28 protein-coding genes are annotated in these 21,213 nt (G+C 40.3%); 16 read left to right on the top strand and 12 right to left on the bottom strand.

Features of this window, described 5'->3' with window-relative positions:
- The first annotated feature begins 8 nt into the window (after positions 1 to 8).
- The 9 genes from AC5JMF_RS14145 to AC5JMF_RS14105 all read left to right on the top strand — a co-directional run bounded on the left by AC5JMF_RS14145 (position 9) and on the right by AC5JMF_RS14105 (position 5,385).
- Positions 9 to 629 (top strand): hypothetical protein, encoded by a 621-nt coding sequence (locus tag AC5JMF_RS14145; RefSeq protein ID WP_495796362.1) that lies wholly within the window; start codon positions 9 to 11, stop codon positions 627 to 629.
- Positions 630 to 659: 30 nt separating this feature from the next.
- A complete protein-coding gene (locus AC5JMF_RS14140; protein WP_495796361.1) occupies positions 660 to 1,610 on the top strand; it encodes an RAMP superfamily CRISPR-associated protein in 951 nt (316 codons plus the stop codon).
- A 25-nt stretch (positions 1,611 to 1,635) separates the two neighbouring features.
- Positions 1,636 to 2,172, top strand: a complete 537-nt coding sequence (locus AC5JMF_RS14135) for a hypothetical protein (protein ID WP_495796360.1) — start codon at positions 1,636 to 1,638, stop codon at positions 2,170 to 2,172.
- Entirely contained in the window at positions 2,169 to 3,197 is a 1,029-nt protein-coding gene (locus AC5JMF_RS14130) for an RAMP superfamily CRISPR-associated protein (RefSeq protein WP_495796359.1), read from the top strand. The genes AC5JMF_RS14135 and AC5JMF_RS14130 overlap by 4 nt, the downstream gene beginning before the upstream one ends.
- Before the next feature lie 2 nt (positions 3,198 to 3,199).
- Complete coding sequence (locus AC5JMF_RS14125) at positions 3,200 to 3,817, top strand: hypothetical protein (RefSeq protein ID WP_495796358.1); 618 nt, start codon at positions 3,200 to 3,202, stop codon at positions 3,815 to 3,817.
- A gap of 92 nt (positions 3,818 to 3,909) precedes the next feature.
- Positions 3,910 to 4,089 carry a hypothetical protein gene (locus AC5JMF_RS14120; RefSeq protein ID WP_495796357.1) on the top strand — a complete coding sequence of 60 codons (180 nt, stop codon included), beginning with the start codon at positions 3,910 to 3,912 and terminating at the stop codon, positions 4,087 to 4,089.
- A 133-nt stretch (positions 4,090 to 4,222) separates the two neighbouring features.
- Positions 4,223 to 4,438 carry a hypothetical protein gene (locus AC5JMF_RS14115; RefSeq protein ID WP_495796356.1) on the top strand — a complete coding sequence of 72 codons (216 nt, stop codon included), beginning with the start codon at positions 4,223 to 4,225 and terminating at the stop codon, positions 4,436 to 4,438.
- A 2-nt stretch (positions 4,439 to 4,440) separates the two neighbouring features.
- Positions 4,441 to 4,944 (top strand): hypothetical protein, encoded by a 504-nt coding sequence (locus AC5JMF_RS14110; RefSeq protein ID WP_495796355.1) that lies wholly within the window; start codon positions 4,441 to 4,443, stop codon positions 4,942 to 4,944.
- Positions 4,945 to 4,971: 27 nt separating this feature from the next.
- A complete protein-coding gene (locus AC5JMF_RS14105; RefSeq protein ID WP_495796354.1) occupies positions 4,972 to 5,385 on the top strand; it encodes a hypothetical protein in 414 nt (137 codons plus the stop codon).
- 632 nt (positions 5,386 to 6,017) lie between these two features.
- On the opposite strand, the gene AC5JMF_RS14100 is transcribed toward AC5JMF_RS14105, so the two are convergent.
- From AC5JMF_RS14100 to AC5JMF_RS14090, 3 genes are all read right to left on the bottom strand, one after another.
- Positions 6,018 to 6,161, bottom strand: coding sequence for a hypothetical protein (locus tag AC5JMF_RS14100; protein WP_495796353.1), 144 nt, complete (start codon positions 6,159 to 6,161; stop codon positions 6,018 to 6,020).
- Between the two features lie 26 nt (positions 6,162 to 6,187).
- Positions 6,188 to 6,829 carry a Uma2 family endonuclease gene (locus AC5JMF_RS14095; RefSeq protein WP_495796352.1) on the bottom strand — a complete coding sequence of 214 codons (642 nt, stop codon included), beginning with the start codon at positions 6,827 to 6,829 and terminating at the stop codon, positions 6,188 to 6,190.
- Positions 6,830 to 6,994: 165 nt separating this feature from the next.
- Complete coding sequence (locus tag AC5JMF_RS14090) at positions 6,995 to 8,026, bottom strand: DMT family transporter (protein ID WP_495796351.1); 1,032 nt, start codon at positions 8,024 to 8,026, stop codon at positions 6,995 to 6,997.
- A 304-nt stretch (positions 8,027 to 8,330) separates the two neighbouring features.
- Between AC5JMF_RS14090 and AC5JMF_RS14085 the strand changes: the two genes are divergently transcribed.
- The gene (locus AC5JMF_RS14085) at positions 8,331 to 8,711 is read left to right on the top strand and encodes a hypothetical protein (protein WP_495796350.1); all 381 of its coding nucleotides are present in this window, start codon (positions 8,331 to 8,333) and stop codon (positions 8,709 to 8,711) included.
- Positions 8,712 to 9,008: 297 nt separating this feature from the next.
- Here AC5JMF_RS14085 and AC5JMF_RS14080 read toward each other — a convergent pair whose 3' ends face one another.
- The 3 genes from AC5JMF_RS14080 to AC5JMF_RS14070 form a co-directional block, all read right to left on the bottom strand.
- A complete protein-coding gene (locus AC5JMF_RS14080; protein ID WP_495796349.1) occupies positions 9,009 to 10,160 on the bottom strand; it encodes a hypothetical protein in 1,152 nt (383 codons plus the stop codon).
- A 256-nt stretch (positions 10,161 to 10,416) separates the two neighbouring features.
- On the bottom strand, positions 10,417 to 11,424 hold the full coding sequence (locus AC5JMF_RS14075) for a hypothetical protein (protein ID WP_495796348.1): 1,008 nt from the start codon (positions 11,422 to 11,424) through the stop codon (positions 10,417 to 10,419).
- A gap of 10 nt (positions 11,425 to 11,434) precedes the next feature.
- Entirely contained in the window at positions 11,435 to 11,680 is a 246-nt protein-coding gene (locus AC5JMF_RS14070; protein WP_495796347.1) for a hypothetical protein, read from the bottom strand.
- Between the two features lie 979 nt (positions 11,681 to 12,659).
- Here AC5JMF_RS14070 and AC5JMF_RS14065 point away from each other — a divergent pair.
- Positions 12,660 to 13,658, top strand: coding sequence for a hypothetical protein (locus AC5JMF_RS14065; protein WP_495796346.1), 999 nt, complete (start codon positions 12,660 to 12,662; stop codon positions 13,656 to 13,658).
- Positions 13,659 to 13,975: 317 nt separating this feature from the next.
- Here AC5JMF_RS14065 and AC5JMF_RS14060 read toward each other — a convergent pair whose 3' ends face one another.
- Positions 13,976 to 15,304, bottom strand: coding sequence for an alkaline phosphatase (locus tag AC5JMF_RS14060; RefSeq protein ID WP_495796345.1), 1,329 nt, complete (start codon positions 15,302 to 15,304; stop codon positions 13,976 to 13,978).
- 363 nt (positions 15,305 to 15,667) lie between these two features.
- Positions 15,668 to 16,849, bottom strand: a complete 1,182-nt coding sequence (locus AC5JMF_RS14055; RefSeq protein ID WP_495796344.1) for a GNAT family N-acetyltransferase — start codon at positions 16,847 to 16,849, stop codon at positions 15,668 to 15,670.
- Positions 16,850 to 17,184: 335 nt separating this feature from the next.
- Between AC5JMF_RS14055 and AC5JMF_RS14050 the strand changes: the two genes are divergently transcribed.
- A complete protein-coding gene (locus tag AC5JMF_RS14050; protein WP_495796343.1) occupies positions 17,185 to 17,880 on the top strand; it encodes a Uma2 family endonuclease in 696 nt (231 codons plus the stop codon).
- On the opposite strand, the gene AC5JMF_RS14045 is transcribed toward AC5JMF_RS14050, so the two are convergent.
- Positions 17,858 to 18,028 (bottom strand): hypothetical protein, encoded by a 171-nt coding sequence (locus AC5JMF_RS14045; protein WP_495796342.1) that lies wholly within the window; start codon positions 18,026 to 18,028, stop codon positions 17,858 to 17,860. The genes AC5JMF_RS14050 and AC5JMF_RS14045 overlap by 23 nt on opposite strands.
- Positions 18,029 to 18,148: 120 nt before the next feature.
- Here AC5JMF_RS14045 and AC5JMF_RS14040 point away from each other — a divergent pair, with 120 nt between their 5' ends.
- Positions 18,149 to 18,400, top strand: coding sequence for an AbrB/MazE/SpoVT family DNA-binding domain-containing protein (locus AC5JMF_RS14040; protein ID WP_334711450.1), 252 nt, complete (start codon positions 18,149 to 18,151; stop codon positions 18,398 to 18,400).
- 9 nt (positions 18,401 to 18,409) lie between these two features.
- Positions 18,410 to 18,835 (top strand): putative toxin-antitoxin system toxin component, PIN family, encoded by a 426-nt coding sequence (locus AC5JMF_RS14035; RefSeq protein WP_495796341.1) that lies wholly within the window; start codon positions 18,410 to 18,412, stop codon positions 18,833 to 18,835.
- Between the two features lie 129 nt (positions 18,836 to 18,964).
- Here the strand turns inward: AC5JMF_RS14035 and AC5JMF_RS14030 are convergent, their stop codons facing one another.
- Complete coding sequence (locus AC5JMF_RS14030) at positions 18,965 to 19,276, bottom strand: DUF2225 domain-containing protein (protein WP_495796340.1); 312 nt, start codon at positions 19,274 to 19,276, stop codon at positions 18,965 to 18,967.
- A 96-nt stretch (positions 19,277 to 19,372) separates the two neighbouring features.
- On the opposite strand from AC5JMF_RS14030, the gene AC5JMF_RS14025 reads away from it, so the two are divergent.
- A complete protein-coding gene (locus AC5JMF_RS14025) occupies positions 19,373 to 20,092 on the top strand; it encodes a Uma2 family endonuclease (RefSeq protein ID WP_495796339.1) in 720 nt (239 codons plus the stop codon).
- Positions 20,093 to 20,115: 23 nt separating this feature from the next.
- Here the strand turns inward: AC5JMF_RS14025 and AC5JMF_RS14020 are convergent, their stop codons facing one another.
- Positions 20,116 to 20,238 (bottom strand): hypothetical protein, encoded by a 123-nt coding sequence (locus AC5JMF_RS14020; protein ID WP_495796338.1) that lies wholly within the window; start codon positions 20,236 to 20,238, stop codon positions 20,116 to 20,118.
- A gap of 3 nt (positions 20,239 to 20,241) precedes the next feature.
- On the bottom strand, positions 20,242 to 20,421 hold the full coding sequence (locus AC5JMF_RS14015) for a hypothetical protein (protein ID WP_495796337.1): 180 nt from the start codon (positions 20,419 to 20,421) through the stop codon (positions 20,242 to 20,244).
- A 106-nt stretch (positions 20,422 to 20,527) separates the two neighbouring features.
- Here AC5JMF_RS14015 and AC5JMF_RS14010 point away from each other — a divergent pair.
- Positions 20,528 to 21,213 (top strand): Uma2 family endonuclease (locus AC5JMF_RS14010; RefSeq protein WP_495796336.1); only part of this gene is annotated, 686 nt, incomplete at its 3' end.

Genomic DNA, 21,213 nt, shown 5'->3' with positions numbered 1-21,213 from the left:
AGGTTAATATGGCTTTCAGTAGTTTCAAAACCATTGGTGAAGTTCTTAAAGCGTTCCAAGTAACTTACACCGAAGCAAATTTTATTAGTGAAATTACTTTTACCGTTTCTGATTATTTTCGTGAAGATTTAGAACTAATGATGCGGGATGCAGTTGTTGACAATTCAGAGTTTGCTATCTGCGAAAATCTCATTTATCCCGTTATCAAAGAAGTTTGGAAAATCTATCGACACCATTTTATTTTATGGAGTCACCAATCGTTGAATTATGACGAAAAATTATCTGGCTTTCCTGAATATATTTTAGCTAAACGTTCTCCATTAGGAAAAGTTGTATTTGACAAACCATACTTCATTTTAGTAGAAGCAAAGCAAGATAACTTTGAAACAGGTTGGGCGCAATGTTTAGCAGAGATGATTGCTGCTCAAAGATTAAATGGAGAATACCCAATCACTATCTACGGAATTGTTTCTAATGGCGGAGTATGGCAATTTGGTAAGTTAGAAGGTAATTTTTTCACAAAAAATATTACTCCGTTCACTATTTATGAACTAGATAAATTATTTGCTATCGTTAACTTCGTCTTCCAACAATGCGAAGTACAACTAAATAATTTAGTAGCAGCTTAATTTGCAATAGGTCATTAACTAAATATAGTCATGCACAAAAGATTTGTTAATCACTGCACTATTAACTTAACCCTAATTCCTGACGGGCCGATTCTTATTAAATCGGATAAACAAGGAGCAGATCCCACTAAACCTGATATGGAATTTGTGGAAACCTATCATGCTGGTGGACGTTCTATATATTTACCTGGAAGTAGCTTAAAAGGTGCGATTCGCGCCCATGCAGAGCGAATTGTGAGGACGGTGGGTGATGAAAAACCCAACTCTAAAAAATTACTTTGGGCTAATGATCCGTTAAGTGATAAATATGATTATCTCAAAACTAGAGATGGTAAAGATTTACCTGCACCAGATATTTACAAACTATCTAGTTTTACTGATCAAATCTTTGGTAATACTTCTATTGCCAGCAGATTGAGAATTGAAGATGCTTATCCAGATAAGTCTCAGCCTCTCAAAATTGAAGAACGTAATGGCGTAGCAATTGATAGAGTTTTTGGTTCAGTAGCAGTTGGGCCTTTCAATTATCAAGTTTGTACGGCTGGGGAATTTAAAACTAAAATTCATTTAAAAAACTTCACTCTCTCCCAATTGGGTTTAATTGGTTTAGTATTGCGAGATTTAAATGACGGTTGGTTTGGCTTGGGTTTTGCTAAATCTCGCGGTTTGGGTACGGTAAAGGTTGAATATAAAAAAGCTGTTGTGCAATATCCTGGTTGCATACTACGGAATGGGCGAATTCACAGCTTGAAAGGTAATCAAGATTGGTCGAATACCATGCTATTAGGTGCTGGTGAATTTGTTGATGATGCAGATGTTTATGGGTTTCCAAAACTTGATTTTCAAGATACACCTGTTGCTGCGGGAGAAATGGATTTTGGTTTTGGAGTTCAGTTAATTTGGCATGAAGGTAAAATCACAGATTTATTTGAACGTGCTGTGAGGTCTTGGAAAGATTTATTGTTAAGTACAGCAAGATAGTTTAGTTTAAAATTTATCTATAAAAATGCAAATAGAAGAAATGAAGCCTTTTGTTGGTGTTGGCAAAGAGTTGTTCTCAAGATTAAAACTGCAAAGTTTAATTACAAAACTTGCAATTGAACCTAGTTATTACTTTTTGCGTTGGACTCACAAAGTTAGTGGAATTCGAGAAGAACAACCTACCGAAATTGACTTTCCTATGATGGAAGGGCAAATGTTCAATCACAAATATGAACTCCGATGGAAACTACAACACAATAATCTTTATGATGTTCTGTTATTAAGTATTGCAGGTGATTATTCTGATTTCACACCTGTAGGCCATAGCTGGAAAATAGAACCAAATAATCAAGAAAAATTCCCCTACTATGCATATCCTGCTTATGGGTATCCTCGCAATGAAGTGCGCTTTCCTAAAGAATTTATTTATTCAAAAACTCTTAATGTACGGATTGAGGAAAATGATAAAAGTAAGCCAGTTTTAGCACAAAGATATTTTATTGATGGCGAAACATCAGCAGTGCAATTTGTTGCTTTAACCCTAGAAGGAGAACATAAATGACTATTAATCGTCCGCAACAGCGTCAACAAGACGAAATTGCACCAAAACCCTATGAATTTGTTTCCTTCCCCAAAGAACCGCCTACAAAACAGCGTCCAGTGGGACATCATAAGTACCGCACTGATAGGCTACATGGTGCGTTATCTTTGCGTTTAAAAGTGCAAACCCCTCTCCATGTCTCCACTGGCGTTGTTGTCATGGGTAGCGATGTTGGTAACAACCGCATCCCTTTAATTAAAACTATGGTGCAGGATGTTGATCAAAAGTTGTCTATTCAAGGTAGTTCACTTAAAGGTTGCATTCGCGCTGTTTATGAAGCAATTACTAACAGTACCTTGGCGATAATTACCTCTAGATATCGCGATCGCATACCCTCAGAACGTCTACCCTGTAAAAATAAAGAACAACTCTGCCCCGCATCGCAACTATTTGGCGCATTAGATTGGCAAGGCTTGCTGGAATTTAGCGATGCCAAATGTGAAAGCATCGGTTTTACCACTGGTTTTATGCCGTCATTGTACCGCCCTCGTCCCGACGAACGACGTGCGTATTTTACCCAAGGTCGTGTAGCAGGGCGTAAATTTTATTACCATACAATTAGAGCTATTGATAAAGGACAAAATGCTGGCATCCCAGTACAGCAGGCAGGTAGAGAATATATTTTTACAACCAAATTACATTTCAAAAACCTGAAATCAGAAGAATTAGGCACTTTATTAATTGTTTTTGGACAAGATCCAAAGCATCCAATTGCTTTGAAGGTGGGAGGTGGAAAGCCTATTGGTATGGGAACGATGACAGTAACAGTGTTTGAAATTGAACAAGCGGATAATTTGCGCGATCGCTACACTTCCTACACCCTTCCAGAAAGTAACCGTCTCACGGGTGAAGCTTTACAAAAGTATATACAACAGCAAATTCAAGCTGCATATTCATCCCGTTTAGTACAAACTGAACAACTCCAGCAGCTGACAAATATACTGCGCTTTCCTAGCGATCGCGAACCCCCATCTGGAATGTATTAATTATGACTATGAATGAAGAACAATGGCATACAGCACATAAAATTGCCCAAACATTAGTCAAAGATAATACAGATGTCAACGAGTTAAGTAAAGCCGTTGCTTATCTCCGCGCCTCTGTAAACCAGCCAAATGCTACTTCCAAGTTTTTCCAATACCTAAAAACTCTCATCAGTAATGGTAGACAAATTGGACACAGCAGTAAAACTATTGATTATTACCGCAGTATCGAGAAAGCTTGTAGCTATGCTCTTAAAGGCGTAAGCGATGCTTATACCATGCTGCAAATTTTAGGCTGGGTATCACGCCTGATGCGTTATTACAAAGATGCTGGTGTACCAATTGGGGAAATTGCACCTCCGACAACGCCTGTTTTCGAGTCAGCACGTCAAGCGGAAATTGCTAAAGTTGCTCAATCGCAAAACTTCCAAGTTGAGCAAATTATCGCAGCTAAAGTTACCAAAATCAATGGTAACAAAGTCACCTATGAAATTTTGGGGACGATTAAGTTAACTGAGAAGGAACCGAAGCAGGCTAGTTCTCTCCATGAAGGACAGACGGTAAAGGTGAAAATTTTGTCTGTTAAGGATGATGGGAGCATTAAGAGTGTTAAGTATACTTAGCTTGTAGTTTTCGTATAAAAATATTGCGGAATTTGATGATATTGGCAGTAAAATTCCGTATAATCAAGGTATAAGTTTTTAGAGGTTAGATTATGACTGAATCAAACTCAAACTTCAAAACAGGATTTGACTCTTATTCTGCATGGACGCATTGTGAATCTTTTCAACAAAAATACAAAACTGTTACTCAGTCTCAAGTAACACTCCAGATCCTTACTTGTTCTCCTATTTCCCTGGCTTTAAATCCTACTTTCATCATTAAAGTAGTCTAACAACAAGCCTGCTTGATTATGGTTAAGCTCTACTTCTTGTAGAGCTACCATAAAATTTAGAGAGAGAAAATCCCGTATTAACTACAGCATTTAACTCTCTCGTTTTTAGATAAAGTAGAGGTTAAAAGTAAATATGAGTCAAGAAGAACCAAACAAAGTGTTATTTGTTACAGGTGTGCGTGTAGCAATTGATGAGGAACATAGGATATTAATAGCAGGAATGCTATCAAGAAGTCCATTTGAGGAAGATGAGCAAAAAGCATCAACTGGACATCCAATAAATTTTGCGTTTACTCGACAGCACGCAGCATTTTTGAGAGACAGACTAGATGAATTTTTAAAGGCATAAGGATGACATATATTAGGAGTTCAACGTCGGAAAATTTATTACTCAAATTTGGTAGGGAAGTTGAAATTAAAACTAATTGGAGTAACCCTAGTTCGTCTCATTTACACTTAGTTACTTCCGAAAAAGCAAAAACTTCTAATTTGATTCCTCCTGAAATACAAAAATTAGTTGAAGACTTAGTTGAAAAAATAGAAGGAGTACAAAGAGTTATAGCAGTAGCTACAAGTTTCCCAGATATTCATTGGGTCGATTTTCAGATCATGCTGAAAGCAGATATCGAATTATCAGATGAAAACTGGGATAAAATTCAGGATATGGTAATTGACTGCGAATGGAAATTAATAGATGATTCTGCTGAAGAATGGTATTTTCGTCCTCAGATAGTAGAGAGATTTTATTTACTGGGAGATGCAAAAATAGCCGATTCTGACGAAAAAAGACATATAGAGGTAGTAAGTAAACCAAAAATTTGGTCAATTAATTCTCCTGACTTCATTGTGCTTTAATTACCTCTAGTTCCGCGCCAATAAATCATGACCGATGAACGCTACCTTGTGCAAGCTCAAAGCAATGAAAATGCAGCACGCAGTACTGAGAGTGCTTATCCTGATTGGACAGTAACTATGTGCTTTTACGCAGCATTGCACTGGGTAGAGTATTATGCTTCTAAAAGCGGAGATGATATATCAACTCAATTTCCTGAAAAATCTCCCCATGACTCTCGCCGAGGCTATGTTCGTCAGCTTGCAAAGAAACTAGATAGCAGGGAATTGGAGAAACTTTATAACGATTTGGAAAGCGCGAGTCAAAAAGCTAGGTATTTAGAAGGTAGAGGTATAAAATATATAAGTGCAATAGATTATTTTAAAAGTCACCAATCAGAAGTTAATGAATCTTTTAAGAAATTACAGCAGATAAAAGATATCTTAATGAATAAGTTAAAATAGTTGGTATGTACAATTTCTCGCAAGGGAACGGAAACAAACACTCGTCTTATGCTGAATAGGAATCAAATCAATTCAAGATTGATTCCCTGCAACGGCGAAAATATTAATCCGTGAGATGCTGGATAATTATATTAATTAATTTCCCATCTCTCTTCCCCCCAAGGGGACTAAAAGTTAGATATGATATTTTTTCAGATTTTTCACTCATACACTGAGGCTTAAGGAGAGCGATCGCTTTTCCTGCTCAGTAATCAGGGCTTGCTGAAAAAGTATTAAATAAGTTGAAAATCGCAAGTCATCGATAAAGGAACCCCTTGTGAGGTGCGTCGGGGTGCAGAAGTTATGGAAAGATTACCTAAATATTCCCACACAAGTGGGCTTAGAGGATGTTTAAAAGTTTTGGGCGAATATAATTCGCTACTACACAAGCGAAGTCCACCTCCTTTGGAAAACACGGAAAATCGAGTTCTTGAAACCCACGGAGGTGGGTTTTGTCTGTATAGTCGCGATTTCTAATCGCCTATTTTAGTATTAATTTAGACTTTTCAAACAACCTCTTAGCTCGACTTTATCCATTTTCCGGCAACGCGATCGCATATGCTAAAACCCTCATGGTGTCTAGCTCCTGACTTTTAAGATTTCATCAAAACTAGTGACGTAGGGAAAAGTTTTTGCCACAAAGCCAGAACTTCTGCCAGATAAGAAGGATTACATTCTTTGATTTGGATAAAGTCGAGCTTAGGCGATCGCTTAATGAGTGCTAGTCTTAACTGCACGCATATATTGAGATATTACAAATAAATTATGTGTTTTCCTCACGCATCTGTCCCCTTACCCATTCCCTAATTGCCTGTCGAAAAACTCGTCTTCCTGCCATGCGGTATTTTTCAATAAGCGATGGAATTTCTTGAATGTTTAGATTAGGAAACACTAAGCTTGTTTCTCTTTCGAGATATTCGTTGTTTTGCAACTGATAAATTTTTATTTGTCCAGCATCATAACACCAAATTTCAGGTACACCTAACCGCACATAAATGGGAAAGCGATCTAAAGATTTACTAGTAACATCAATTTCTAAAGCTAAATCGGGTGGAGGGTCTTGATTTAAATCAAACTTGAGTTTACCTCGAATTAATGCTTCATTTTGGAAGTAAAAACAATTATCAGATTCTATTCCAGCCTTTTTGAGTTCTCGTTTCCAGGTAGTTGAGCCATAACACTCATAATCTAGCTCTAAAACTTCAGCCATATCTTTGATGATGTCACCAATTATTTCTTTGTAATATTCGTGTTCTGGTAATGGTGTCATAATCTCTAATGTGCCATCATCATAAGCTATCCTAGCGATACGGCTTTCCCCTAAGTCTATTAATAAATTCTCAAATTGTTGCCAACTGATATTGTAGAGAACTACCCGATCAGCGCGACGCTCGGTTAACAGCATAACTCCTCGCAAAATCAGTCAGTAATCAACAATAGCCAGTCATCAGTGAGGAATTAAAGATAAATTTTCCAACTCACAACTGATAACTGATTATTTTTAGAATAAATTCTAATTTATTCTATCAATAGTAGACAAATATACTACAATCGTTACAAATAATTTAAGTCAAATCCCTTTAAATCCCATGCTATTTTCTAGTTCTTGTTTCGTTGGAGTCATGCCACGCGTAGCCTGACGACGATTGCCAATTTGGCTAATAAATATACCAACTAAAATCAAGCTACCACCGATATATTGTGCAGAGGTAGGGGCTTCATTTAATATCAAATAAGCTGCTAGAATGCCTACAATAGGAACAAAAGAACTAGCTAAGGAAGCTGTAGACACAGTAGTAGCTCTTAAGCCTCTAACCCAAAACGACTGACCCAATACCACAATGATGGTACCGTAGAGAAACATCCACTGCCATAAAAAAGGTGAGAAGACACCCATAAAATGGTCGCTGCCATACAATATTAAAGCCAGGAAGAAAAACACTACAGTTCCTAAGGCAGTACGAAAAACACCATAAATTCCCAAGGGGATATCAGAGAGTTGAGTTTTACTCACAACAGTAGCAATAACTAGAGCCACGGCCCCAGTGGCTGCTAACAGTTCTCCTACACCTAAATGAAAGCCCCCCAAATTCATCATGTTTGCTGTTGGGGTCTGAAGGATAATAGTTAGAGTAACACCAATAAAAGCTGCGATCGCTCCCACAACTTCCCAAATATTTACCCTCTCTCGCAATAACCAAACTGATAAAGCCAACGTTAAAGGAGGTTCCAGCCGTCCAACCAAAATGACATTATTGACCTGAGTCAGTGCTAAAGCCTGGAAAATTAAGCCAGGGGCTAGTGCCCCTGCTAGAATTGAGACTACTATTAAACTTAACCAATCTTTACTTGAGAGTTGTTGAAAAAATGTTTTGTTCAACTGTCGCCAATGAATTAATATTAGAACCATCAAGGCACAGAGATTTCCCACAAACAAAACATTACACAGAGAAATCGGATTGCGATCGTCTATAAAATGTTGGGCACCTATTTCTGTCAGCTTGCGGGTAACTGCACTAGATGCACCAAAAATTAGAATTGCTAACCAGAGATAAGTTTGACCTGGTATTTTGTAAATAAGATGTTTTTTCGTTCTGGTCACAATAACACCACTACAATATAATTCGTAATTCGTAATTTGTAATTCGTAATTAAAGAGGATACAGAACAAGCATCATAATTTTTTAGTGGTAGTCTTTAATAATTGGGGGTTTGTATGCTCCAGTCATAATAATTATGAATTACATGTTATTTTGACATAATCACAAATAGCTGAGAAAACGCTGAATTTAAACTAAATTTTTTCAACCAATAGATTCAGGAAATTTATAGCTGAGTTTCATATCAGCCTCAGTGCGAACTGAGATACTTTGAGTTGTCAGAGGATCAAAGTTCAGGAGACACAAATGAAACTGGCTTCATCGTTGCTTACAAGTGTTGCCCTCGCTGGAATGCTAACAGTTTGGAATGTTCCACTTCAGGCTGTAAATCCTTCACTAGTTCAAGCATCAGCTGAGGAAATGAAAGATTCTACAGGTTTGACTACTCAACAAAAAATTGACTTACTAACCAAGAATAAAGGTCAAATTGGTAGTGGCGATCAGTTACGTCGTTTCTTTTTTGGTGATCTGCTGCCGATCGCAGTTCAACCCGGTGGTGCAGGTATGGTAGTCAATCTTTACAATAAAACCAATAATATCACGATCGCTTATTGTGCAACTTACGATGTGGTGGTTGCACTGAAAAAGGGTAAAGTCACTGCTTTTCCCGCCAGTGAAGTTAAATAAAGGGAACAGGGAACAGGGAATGCTAAGTGAAACAAGGATTTCTTCGTCCACAACGGGCAATCTTCTCTTCGAGACGCTCCGCGTAGCAAGATCCCGAAGGGTACGCAGCGAGGCGTAAAGCCTACGGCATAGCTTCGCTTAGAGCGTAGCCCAACCCAGTTGGCTTTAAACTTTTACATTTTTCGTAAATAAGACCTTGCTTTACTTGTCAGGTAAGGCAAGGTCTATCTATCTATCAACGATACATCAAATCAGTTATCAGTTGCATTAGTAACTGTTCCTATTCCCTGTTCCCTCTCATTTGTATCCTCTACCTACATACTCCCTAATAAGTTGTTGTCTTTCTGGCGACCAATTAGACTGCGGTTGTTGTGTAGGTTGTTGTTGTAAGCCTGAATTGCCATAATTGCCGTATCCCCCTGGAGCTATGGGAGTGGCAAAATTTTGAGTTGGAATCTGGTTAGCGTAGGGTGTAATGCTAGTCGGTGTTGCTTGAGTTGGAATCTGGTTAGTGTAGGGTGTAATGCTAGTCGGTGCAGTAGAGTTAACTGGCGGTGTCACTGGTGTAGCATTAAGTAATGCTTGACCTTTATTGAAATTACCATAGGAATTCTCTGGTAAATTTGCCCCTGTCGGAGTGTAGCCTGCCCCCATATTTAATCCAGTGTTGGGTACTACAGTCGGATTGGGTGAGGTGTTAGTTGGTGGTGTTAATGTTGCTCCACTGTTAGAAATTCGACCCAAGGTATTTGTTTGAGTGGAAGTAACACCATTAAAGCCGGATAGCTTCTGGCTAGGAAGTTCGTTAAGCGCTGTTTGCAGAGGATTGAGATCAGCAGGATTTTGATTTTTGTTGGTTTGATTGGTAAATCCAATTCCTGAACTAGGGGATGTTGATAATAGCGCTGCTTGTTCAGAAGCTTTCGTTAACGAATTTACGCCTAAAAACGGGCTTTTGTTGCCGCCATTTATGCCAACTTGCAATAGATTGTCTGCTTGTAGCACAAAAGGATTATTCACCTCTAGCGGAGGTGTATTATTTATGCCTAAACCAAGATTTGACTTGGTATCACTAGCAGCAGATTTTTGTTTTTTAATTGCATCCTCAATAAACCCTTTGGTTTTTTTATCGTCAGTGTTTTCCTGGGGATTATTTAGGGTGGTAGAGAGGTTAGCTTGCTCAACATCATTAAACAAGACCGGTAAATTATCAATGTCTGCCGCGATCGCTCTATCTTCTGCTGATAAGGAAGTATCAGTAGGCTTTTGTGCAGCTTTTTGGCTGTTTTTCTGATCACTTGCAACTTCTAGTCTTGACGAGTATTCCCAAATTACTAGTCCTACTACAGATAAAAAAATTGCTGTTCCCCAAAAAGCAGGTTGTCCCAAATACCGTAACCTGGCTTTGAAATAGCGTAAATAAGCGGGAGGATAATGACGGCGTCGCATAGTTAAATAATTGAGATTTACTTAAAATTGGTAATTTATAGAGTTGAGGGCAACGACTACTCTACTCAACTGGATAGTGATTTAATCCTAACTTTTCAATCATAAATAGTCATTAGTCATTGGGAATTGGGAATGGGGAATTGGTGTATTTGTTATTTCTACTCCCTACCTCCCTCATCTCCCTCATCTCCCTCATCTCCCTCATCTCCCTCATCTCCCGCGCCCCAGGCAGCGCGGGGTGAGTTTCACAAGACGCTCAGCGGGAACTTGTTTGTGATATCAAATTAGAGTCCCAGGTATAGAGACCAATTTGGTTGGGAACCCTAGAGAATCTCCCTATCCGATAGCCTCTAGATAACTCATTCAAAACCTTATTTTTGATTTCTCTGAGTTGCTGTGCATCTAGTTCTCCATAGATACCATCGATGACTTCAGCTACGGTAAAAATTCTGCCGGGATTTTGTTGCAATAGAGAAGTGATGGCATCAATCAAAAATTGACCCTCAAAAACTTTGAGCATCGGTACTACTATTGTCTTCGGTGGCACAAAGGATTTTTTCTTTTTATGTTTGACACTCCCAGAAGCGTCATTCTTTTTATTGGGAATTACCAAACTTAAATCCAGCGTGTAACAACCTGGCTCTTCGGGAATAGCTGCCCAGTAATTTCTTTCTTTACCCTGTGTCAGGGAGGATTGAACTCTACCTTTAACTACTTTAAACAGATTTGGCTCTAATTCTCCATATAGCGATCGCACAATGAAATCTATATGACATACAGTGCCAATGTATTCTTGCAACAGTTGTTTTATGGCTTCCATCCGAGTTGGAGTTTGATATTGGGGTAGCATAGGAACTTCTGCCACCTTCGTTGAGCCATCATAATTCTCTGAAGATGCTGTTACAGCTTGGCTTTGTTGTGTGTCAACAGTAACAGCAGCAACGGGATTATCTATCTCCAATTTGTCTGAGTCTTTGAGTTCTGATTGCACAGACTCAACCAAGTCAATATCAGAAATGTGATCGTGCCCAGAGAGAAACCGAGGATTGGGGGTTGTATCAACCGCTGTCAATGTTGAAATCTGGTTGTTGTTATTTAAAAAAGACCAGTTAGACAACAATGCTTCTACATGGTCAAGCTGCGATCGCGCCTGCACAAACAGACGTTCGTACTCTTCTGTCAGACGAGCATAGTAGTCTCGCAATTCCAATAAGGGAGAGAGGAAATCTTTCGGGGGTGGTTCTAATTGTCCTTTTTGAGTCATTAGTCTTCACTCAATCTAAATCACTAACACTTTTGTAAGTCATTGGCCTGGGTTTTGCTTTTTGATTTGGTTGTAAAGATTTTTTAGGTGGTTGGGGAGGACGACATTTTTCACAATACAAGGGTCGAGTACCGAAAGTCTCACGGGTTGTAGCTTGGTTGCACTCTTTACATAGAAAGTGAAAGACACGAGTGTGAATCTCTCTTTTATGCGCCCTGACAGTATATTCTCTAACATCAATGATTTTACTTGCCATAATCAGGAATTCTGAATTTTCGTCGTATCAATGTTTTATCAATATAGCTATTCAAGCAAATGAAACTGCATCAGTGTGTGTTCACATAGAAGTTTTATTTCCAAGTGAGTTGGCGCTGTAGGCGGCAAGTACTCTAGTGTCACTGTTTTGCTCTTGGCTTTTTGCAGCGTAGAGAAGTTCCTTCCAGATGCTCCAACTACAACAAAATCTCTCACAATAATGCTATTGCAATTACTCAAGCACTATATCTAGCAATAAACCCGCCAAGAGGAGGCAAGTAGAGACTGGGTTGGCTGGATAAGACTACTTTTACACAACAGTGTCTTGAAAACCTTTGGAGTACTCAAATAGACTGTAGAAATCTTACCAAAGTATTCACGCTTCAGCCCCTAAATTTCATTATATGGGGACGAATTTTATTAACTTAAATTTAGGCGCAGACGATATTGATCACGATCACCAGAAAATTTGGGGTTAGGATGTGCGATCCTGTTCACTTTTCCTTTTTTTTGATTCACCAAGTCAAATCATCTCCAGTGTGTCCAATTGCCCATGATATAAAGTACCCCACTCTCACTTTTAGCCCCTCTATCACGAGGAATAGGAGAATGGGGATTAGGGGAATTGGGAATTGGTTCCTCCCCTGCTCCCCCTACCTCTTCTCAGATGAATCGAATTTTTTACGTAATTACTACATGTAGATTGGTTAAAAGTTGAAACTAAAACAGCCAAGATTGTATCTATATATTCAAATTCCTTACTCAAAAAGCTCAGAAGCAGATCCTTATGGAGTCAGAATTCTGATGCAATTTTCTCTTGGACTCAAAAAGCCAAGTAAGTGTCGATGTCTGCTGACACAATCTGTGGCTGACATCGACATTTAACTAACTCACCTGACTGGGTGAGGGTATTATTATCTTATTTGATAATAATACTATTGTTGATAACGGTAGAGTTTAATTTTTTAAGGAGAAAGCATATGTCTTGTTTAGCCAAAACAAGTCATTTATCGAAGTTAATGGCTTTTGCCGCTTGTGGTACTCTCTTAACGACATTTCCTATAAATACACATGAATCTTCTGCTTTCGCACAAGAGATTGAGCCTACGGCTACGCCTTCACTTATATCTCAAATTGAAGTCGATAACTACAGAGGTGACTACCAAACAAGAAGACTCAGAGCTGAGTCGGGGCCAGATAATAGAGGGCGTTGGCGATTTTATAAGCCAGATGATGTATCTCGTGATGCAATGCAAGCGCAAGGTTGTACCGATGTTGGTGGTGGTGGAGCAAATTGGCGCTGCCCGCGTCGTGTGATCAGGGTAGAAGTAGGTGGTGATGATCGATGGCGTCCTGATGATAATGATTATCGCTCTAGCCGCAGACTTAGAGCTGAGTCAGGGCCAGATGATAGAGGGCGTTGGCGATTTTATAAGCCAGATGATGTATCTCGCAATGCAATGCAAGCACAAGGTTGTACTGATGTTGGTACTAGTGGGGCGAATTGGCGCTGCCCGCGTCGTGTGATCAGGGTAGAAGTAGGTGGTGATGATCGATGGCGTCCTGATGATAATGATTATCGCTCTAGCCGCAGACTTAGAGCTGAGTCAGGGCCAGATGATAGAGGGCGTTGGCGATTTTATAAGCCAGATGATGTATCTCGCAATGCAATGCAAGCACAAGGTTGTACTGATGTTGGTACTAGTGGGGCGAATTGGCGCTGCCCGCGTCGTGTGATCAGGGTAGAAGTAGGTGGTGATGATCGATGGCGTCCTGATGATAATGATTATCGCTCTAGCCGCAGACTTAGAGCTGAGTCAGGGCCAGATGATAGAGGGCGTTGGCGATTTTATAAGCCAAATGATGTATCTCGTGATGCAATGCAAGCGCAAGGTTGTACTGATGTTAGTACTAGTGGGGCGAATTGGCGCTGCCCACGTCGTGTGATTAGGGTAGAAGTTGAAGGTAGACGCTACTAGTGTGGTCTAGCAACTCAAAATTGACGGGTTGAAGTTGACGCGGTGAGTCCAGTGAGTAACAGCACTACCAACTTGCATGAGGGGACTCTGACAGGTGTAGGTTTTTAATATTTTGCGTTTTGATCAACGCGGTGATATCAAGTTCGGGTAATTACTTATTATTAAAATTTCTCCCTGTCCCCGCGTCCCCGCGTCCCCGCGTCAGCCCTAACGATAAGTCTTCAGACAAACATGATACGAGAGGCTAAAACCCCACTTTCAAAGTGGGTAGTTTAGTTTCTCTTGTTTCCTGTTCCCTGTTTCCTTTCAATTGGTAACTATTTACCAAATAGGGTGCGATACATCAGGCGATAAATGTCAGTATTATCAACAGTTCCATGAAGTAGCTGAGCATTTAAACCGTGTGCTTTAGAAACGATCGCACCACTATTATCCCCAAAACCTGACCAGGCGATCACAAAGGGAAAGCGTTTACCGAGTTTATCGGGGGCAGAAACAAATGGTAAGGTACCAGTCCCTTGTTTACCATCCCAAGGTGCGCCATTTTTACCTTTTTCAGGCAGGGGTTTGTCTAAGGGAAAATCTTTTTCTGTAGCCCCTACTACTTCTAAGCCGCCAGCGTCACTATCTGCGGTGGTAACTAAAAGAGTATTGGGGTTTTTTTGAATAAATTTCATTGCAACCCCAACTGCATCATCAGCTCGTTTGACTGCTTCTATGCAACCAACAGCATTATCAAAGTTACAAAAGTTATCGCTTCCTTCTTCTTCTAACACGATGAAGAAACCATTGCGATTTTGGGACAAAATGCGTAAAGTCACCTCTAACTGTTCAGTAACTGTGGGCGCACTGGGTACATATAGCGGTAAACTTTGCTTTTTTAAGTTTTCCTCAGATTCATCGTTATATGTGTCGTCGGCAGCAAAAATCCCCAAAACTTTTTTGGTGTTGGCTGGTAATTTGAGTAATTCCTCGCGGGTGTAAACAACTTTGTAACCTTTGCTTTGAGCGAGTTTGACTAGATTCAGACCATCGGTGCGCTGACTTTGTTCAGCACTGCTATGTCTTCCTGCTGTGCCTTTAGGAAGATACCAGACTTCGCCGCCACCTAAAATGATGTCTGCACCAGACTCAACTATTTGTTTGGTGATGTCTGCAAAGTTACGACGATTGGCCGATTTGGCTAAAAACGCACCTGTTCCTGGTTCGGGGATGATCCCAGAGTTGATGATTGCGGTTCCCTTGCGGGCGGCGATCGCTTCTTCCATAATTGTTTTAGGTTGGCCAGACAGTGCCACTATCGGTTTACCTGCTTCATCCAAACCAAAAGAGTCAGCATTTACCTTTACTCCTGTGGCGTGAGTCACTGCACCTCCGTTGGAAGTTGCTGTTAATTGGTCTTTCATATGCCCCAAATAGACAGCGAGATTTGACATTTTATCCCAATTGAGCCTACCATCTGGGCCGTAATAGAGCATCCGCGCTGCCCCCCAATGAGCTGCACTAGTGCCATCTGGGTGAATAAATATTACATTTCCTGAGCGGGAGTTAGTATTCGCTGATATTCGTGGTATGTAACTGAAAGCGAATATGACAAAAGACAAAATTATCAAAACAATAATTTTTCGATTAAGTAACTTTAACATGGCGTATGTGTAGCAGTTTGACGAGTTTTTCGGTTGTTACTGAAAAAGATAAATCAAGATGCGATCGCTTTGATATTAAATAATTCGTAATTCGTAATGACGCGACGCTCCTGTGTCGCTCTAAGCGAAGCTATGCCGCAGGCTTTACGCTGACGCTCGAGGACTCGCTACCGCTTCGCTAACGCTAACGCTATCGAGGACTCGCTACCGCTGCGCTAACGTAATTCGTAATTAAGCGAAGAGATATTTTTTCGCGTTTTATTTTTGCCTCATCCTGCTGAAAATCGTTCAATCAAGACACAAATTATCTGAGGGTTGATTACTTTGACAGCCTTCATCATCTATTGAAAAAAATCAGTACATTCAAAAGAAGTTAGCCATCCACGGGGAGACACCTGCAAATATTTGTGTGGCTACTGAAAGTACTGTTTCTGTAGCCTGGAGTTTTCCTGATAACTGCAATTGATAGGGAGTAAACAAGCTTGTATATAGTGGTGCTAATCCTCTGATATCTAATTGCAATTCACCTTTACCACCTGTTCTCACTTCGCCATGTCCATTGGCAACAGAGAGAATAAATTTACCGTTATTGCTAGTTAATAAATCATCTTTGACTTCGAGGTGTAGTTCGGTTTGAATTCCCGGTGGATAACCTCGTAATTCCAAAGCCTTGACTACATCTATCACCCGCAGCATCCAGCGCTCTTGACGCCATATATTAGCAGTTTGCTCTGGTAGCGGCAATGTGAGAGAATCAATCACTGAACTCTTCCATCGCACTTTTTTGATTTGAGAGCGATGGTTGGCAAGAAAAGACCAAAAAGTTTGCATGGCGGCATCAGTCAGAATTACCCAATCTCTGACTCTGAGAATTGCACTATCGTCTTCTGTGGAATGTTGGCTGAAAATGATGTAACCTTGGGGTTGGTCTTTGTCACCAATAAAATAGCTGTAGACAGTTTCTTGGTCTTCTGGTCGAATTAATCCTAGCCAGATTGCTTGATTTCTGTCTAAATATCCATGAGTAATTTTTGCCTGCTGTTGATAAAGCTCGTAAAAGGCTTCATAATTGCTGGGAGCTACAAATTGTAAAGGTAGTGGTTGCTCTTTGATTTGGATATTTTCGGTCAAAACTTCCCAAATGCAATAACTACCTGCTTGTTCATACCCGGCTTTACGGTACAAGCGTTGAGTTGCTGGATAAAGGACAGATATCGGGACTCCTTGAGTGTGAAGTTGTTTGAGGGTGTTTTGCATGAGTGCGATCGCCGCTCCACTTCCGCGATATTCTGGAGCAATACCCACAGCTGCAATTCCCATCATCGGTACACATTGACCACCCCACCATTGACCCATCGGTAGAATTGCCAACCCACCCACAACTTGCTGATTTTGATAAAGAATCCGCAAGTTTTCTAAGCCAACGCGGTTAATATAGAGTTCGCTATCACCAGCTGACATGATGTAGCACTGCTCAAGTATATGCCCTAAATGCTGAGCATCCTCTGCATGGGCAAGAGTAGCGTATTCAAATTTGGATATCATACTAATTCGTAATTGAGATACACTCAAGAAGTATTGAGTCAAGCCTCATGCTTGAACAATTTAGTAAGCTAAAATACATCTTAATTGCATAATTACTTTATTTGGTCGTCGCTTATCATTTGTCATTGGTCATTTGTATTGACAAAGTACAAATAACTAATGACAGTTCTAACCAAAGAAAGTGTAGCTTAGACGCACATTAACTTATTATTGCTTGCACAGTCATCAGTTTAACACTACAAGCATACTACAAATATCAAAAATTAATGCGCTACTTAACCCTAGTTTGTCATTTTCGGCAAACAATAATCGAAACTAAAACACTCTAGCCCATCATGCTAAATTACGATCCATTAGCTTGTTTGCCCTCATCAGAGGAACTACCAGACTCTGACGACACCCCAGTGGATAACGAATTACAAGATTTAATTCCCGGTTTACTCAAAGCCGTCTTAGCGATGGCTTGGGCAGAACGCATGGATTGGTTTTTTGGTGTGGATATGGGTATTTATTATGACCCAGATTTGCCCGCGATCTTCCCAGATGGATTTTTAAGTTTGGGAGTAGAGCGATTTTATGATGAATACCTCCGCCCCAGTTATGTGCTTTGGGAAGAGAAGAAACTACCAATATTAGTATTTGAGGTGGTATCTCAAACTTATCGCGGTGAGTATTCGACTAAGAAAGCAGAGTATGCAAAATTGGGAATCTTATATTATGTAGTTTACAACCCACTGCGTCGCCGTAAACCGCGTTTAGAAGTTTATAAATTAGTGAATAATGCTTATGAATTATTGCATGATGGAAATCGTGTTTGGTTGCCAGAAATTGGTTTAGGAATTGGCATCGAAAGAGGAACTTATTTAGGCATTCCGCGCGAGTGGGTGTATTGGTATAACGAACAAGGGGAACGGTTGTTAACACCAGAAGAACAAGCTCAGCAAGCCCAACAAAAAGTACAGTTACTAGCGGAACAGTTGCGATCGCTCGGCATAGATCCAGATTCTCTCATTGGGGTTTTTGGTGGTTGAGTGCGATCGCTTGCTCCACTTCCCCTTTGTCGGCGTAGAGAATTCCCGGTTGGTGTAACGTTGCCGCTTTGGTTTGGACATCTCCAATGCGTTCTGTTATTTCCAAAGACTGATTGTAGAGTGCGTAGGCGTAGCCCGTCGTAGACATCGCTTTTTGTACCAAGTGCCTGTAAACTAGATTAGTCAACAGAAAAGTTGGTGCGAGTAAACCTGATTAGTTATGATTTAATTAAATTCCGGTTTGCCGGATTATGGTTATTTAGAATTTATGGAAGTCATCAAGCTAGGAAAAACAGGTCAAGTCTCTATTCCCAAAGCAATTCTTAATCGTCTAGGGTTGGATGGGGAAACTATGCTACTAGTGGAAACTACTGCTGATGGTGGAATTTTACTACGTCCTGCTGGAGTGTATCCGATTGAGATATATACAGACGAACGAATCGAGGAGTTTCAGATAGCCGATCGCTTAACTGACGAAGAAGCTAAACAACTTCAGCGACAGCTTCAAGATGCTGAATAGGGAATATAAATGCGCTTATTCCTGGATGCTAATGTTATCTTTGCAGCAGCGATTAGTCCTGATGGTCGCTGTAGTACATTGTTTAAATTAGCTTCTGCTGGGTATTGTGCTTTGCTAACTTCGCCTCATGCTTTGGAAGAAACACGGCGTAATATTACAGCTAAATATCCGCAAGCTTTAACACGATTGGAGCAAGATTTAATCCTCAAACTAACTATAGTTGAAGAAGCACCAATTACACGAGTCAATTGGGCAATGGAGATGGGACTACCTTTGAAAGATGCTCCCATTTTAGCGACAGCAGTAGAGAGTAGAGCAGACCTTTTGGTAACGGGTGATAAGACACATTTTGGTTCATTTTATGGTCAGGAATTAGAGGGAGTAATGGTGGTAGATATGCGAGAGGCGATCGCACTTCTGTACTCAGAATTTTGAGAAAGCGATCGCTTGTCAATCACCAGAAAACCAGATCCCCGGCTTTTTCAAATTACGAATTACGAATTATTCTCTCAAGCATCGCCTTTACCTGTTCAGCATACGGTGACTGCAATCGCTGCAAAATCTCTAAAGCTGGTTGCAAATAGGATATGATATCGCTTTAGTGTATTCACCCTGCTGTTCTGCCAAATGTCCTAAGCACCACAGAGTCATTGCTTGAGTTCGGACATCACCAATGCGTTCATCTATTTCCAAAGACTCATTGTAGAGTGCGTAGGCGTAGCCCGTCGTAGACATCGCTTCATCCACTTCCCCTTTGTTGGCGTAGATATATGCCAGATTATGCAACGTCGCCGCTTTGCCTTGGACATTTCCAATGCGTTCTTTTATTTCCAAAGACTGATTGTAGAGTGCGTAGGCGTAGCCCGTCGTAGACATCGCTCGGCATAGATCCTGATTCTCTCACCTGAATTGCTGTCAAAATTCATTTATAAGATAAAGATGTACTAATAACTGAGGAAGAGTAAACCCATCATGCTAGAGTACAATCCATTAGCTTGCTTGCCTTCATCTGAGGAACTACCAGATTCTGACGATACCCCAGTGGATAATGAATTACAAGATTTGATTCCCGGTTTACTCAAAGTTATCTTAGCGATGGTTTGGGCAGAACGGATGGATTGGTTTTTTGGTATAGATATGGGGATTTATCATGACCCAGATTTACCAGCGATAGTCCCAGATGGATTTTTGAGTTTAGGCGTAGAGAGATTTTACGATCAAAACCTTCGCCCTAGTTACGTGCTTTGGGAAGAAAAGAAACTACCAGTATTAGTGCTAGAGGTAGTATCTCAGACATATCGCGGTGAGTACTCCACCAAAAAAGCAGAGTATGCAAGATTGGGAATTTTGTATTATGTGGTTTACAACCCATTTCGTCGCCGCAAGCCTCGTTTAGAAGTTTACAAATTAGTGAATAATGTTTATGAATTACATGATGGGAATCCTGTTTTGCTACCAGAGATTGGTTTAGGAATTGGCATAGAACAGGGAACTTATCTAGGCATACCAAGGGAGTGGATGTATTGGTATAACCAAGAAGGGCAAAGGTTTTTAACACCAGAAGAAGACAAAAAACTTGCTCAACAAGAAGCACAGCAAGCTAAACAAGAAGCGCAGCAAGCAAAGCAAGAAGCTCAATTATTACGAGAACGGTTGCGATCGCTCGGCATAGATCCAGATTCTCTGTCCTGAATTGCTATAAACACTCATTAAACTCATCCACGAGTATCAAAGACTCTCGCTTGCTCCACTTCCCCTTTGTTGGCGTAGATATATGCCAGATTATGCAACGTCGCCGCTTTGCCTTGGACATTTCCAATGCCTTCTTTTATTTCCAAAGACTAATTGAAAAGTGCGTAGGCGTAGCCCGTCGTAGACATCGCTTGATCCACTTCCCCTTTGTTGGCGTAGATTCTTCTCAGTTCGTGCAACGTCGCCGCTTTGCCTTGGACATTTCTAATGCCTTCTTTTATTTCCAAAGACTGATTGTAGAGTGCGTAGGCGTAGCCCGTCGTAGACATCGCTTCACTACGCTTGGCGTAGATCCAGATTCTTTTATCTAAGTTACCATCAAGATTCATTTATAAAATAAAGATGTACTAATAACTGAGGAAGAGTAAACCCATCATGCTAAAGTACGATCCATTAGCTTGTTTGCCCTCATCTGAGGAACTGCCAGACTCTGACGATACCCCAGTGGATAACGAATTACAAGATTTAATTCCCGGTTTACTGAAAACGCTTTTGGCGATGGCTTGGCCAGAACGCATGGATTGGTTTTTTGGCGTAGATATGGGTATTTATTATGATCCAGATTTGCCAGCAATAGTCCCAGATGGGTTTTTGAGTTTGGGCGTAGAGCGATTTTATGATCAAAACCTCCGCCCCAGTTATGTGCTTTGGGAAGAGAAGAAACTACCCATGTTAGTTCTAGAGGTAGTATCTCAGACATATCGCGGTGAGTACTCAACTAAAAAAGCACAGTATGCAAGATTAGAGATTTTATATTATGTAGTTTACAATCCATTTCGTCGTCGTAAGCCACGTTTAGAAGTTTACAAATTAATTAACAATGTTTATGAATTTCAAGATGGTAATCCTGTTTGGCTACCAGAAATAGGTTTAGGAATTGGCATAGAACAGGGAACTTATGTAGGCATTCCCCGCGAGTGGATGTATTGGTATAACCAGCAAGGACAACGGTTTTTAACACCAGAAGAAGACAAAAAACTTGCTCAACAAAAAGCTCAACAAGCAGAACAAAAAGCTCAACAAGCAGAACAAAAAGCTCAACAAGCAGAACAAAAAGCTCA

The sequence above is a fragment of the Desmonostoc vinosum genome (assembly GCF_059505385.1).
This window is presented reverse-complemented; position numbering and strand designations above follow the sequence as displayed.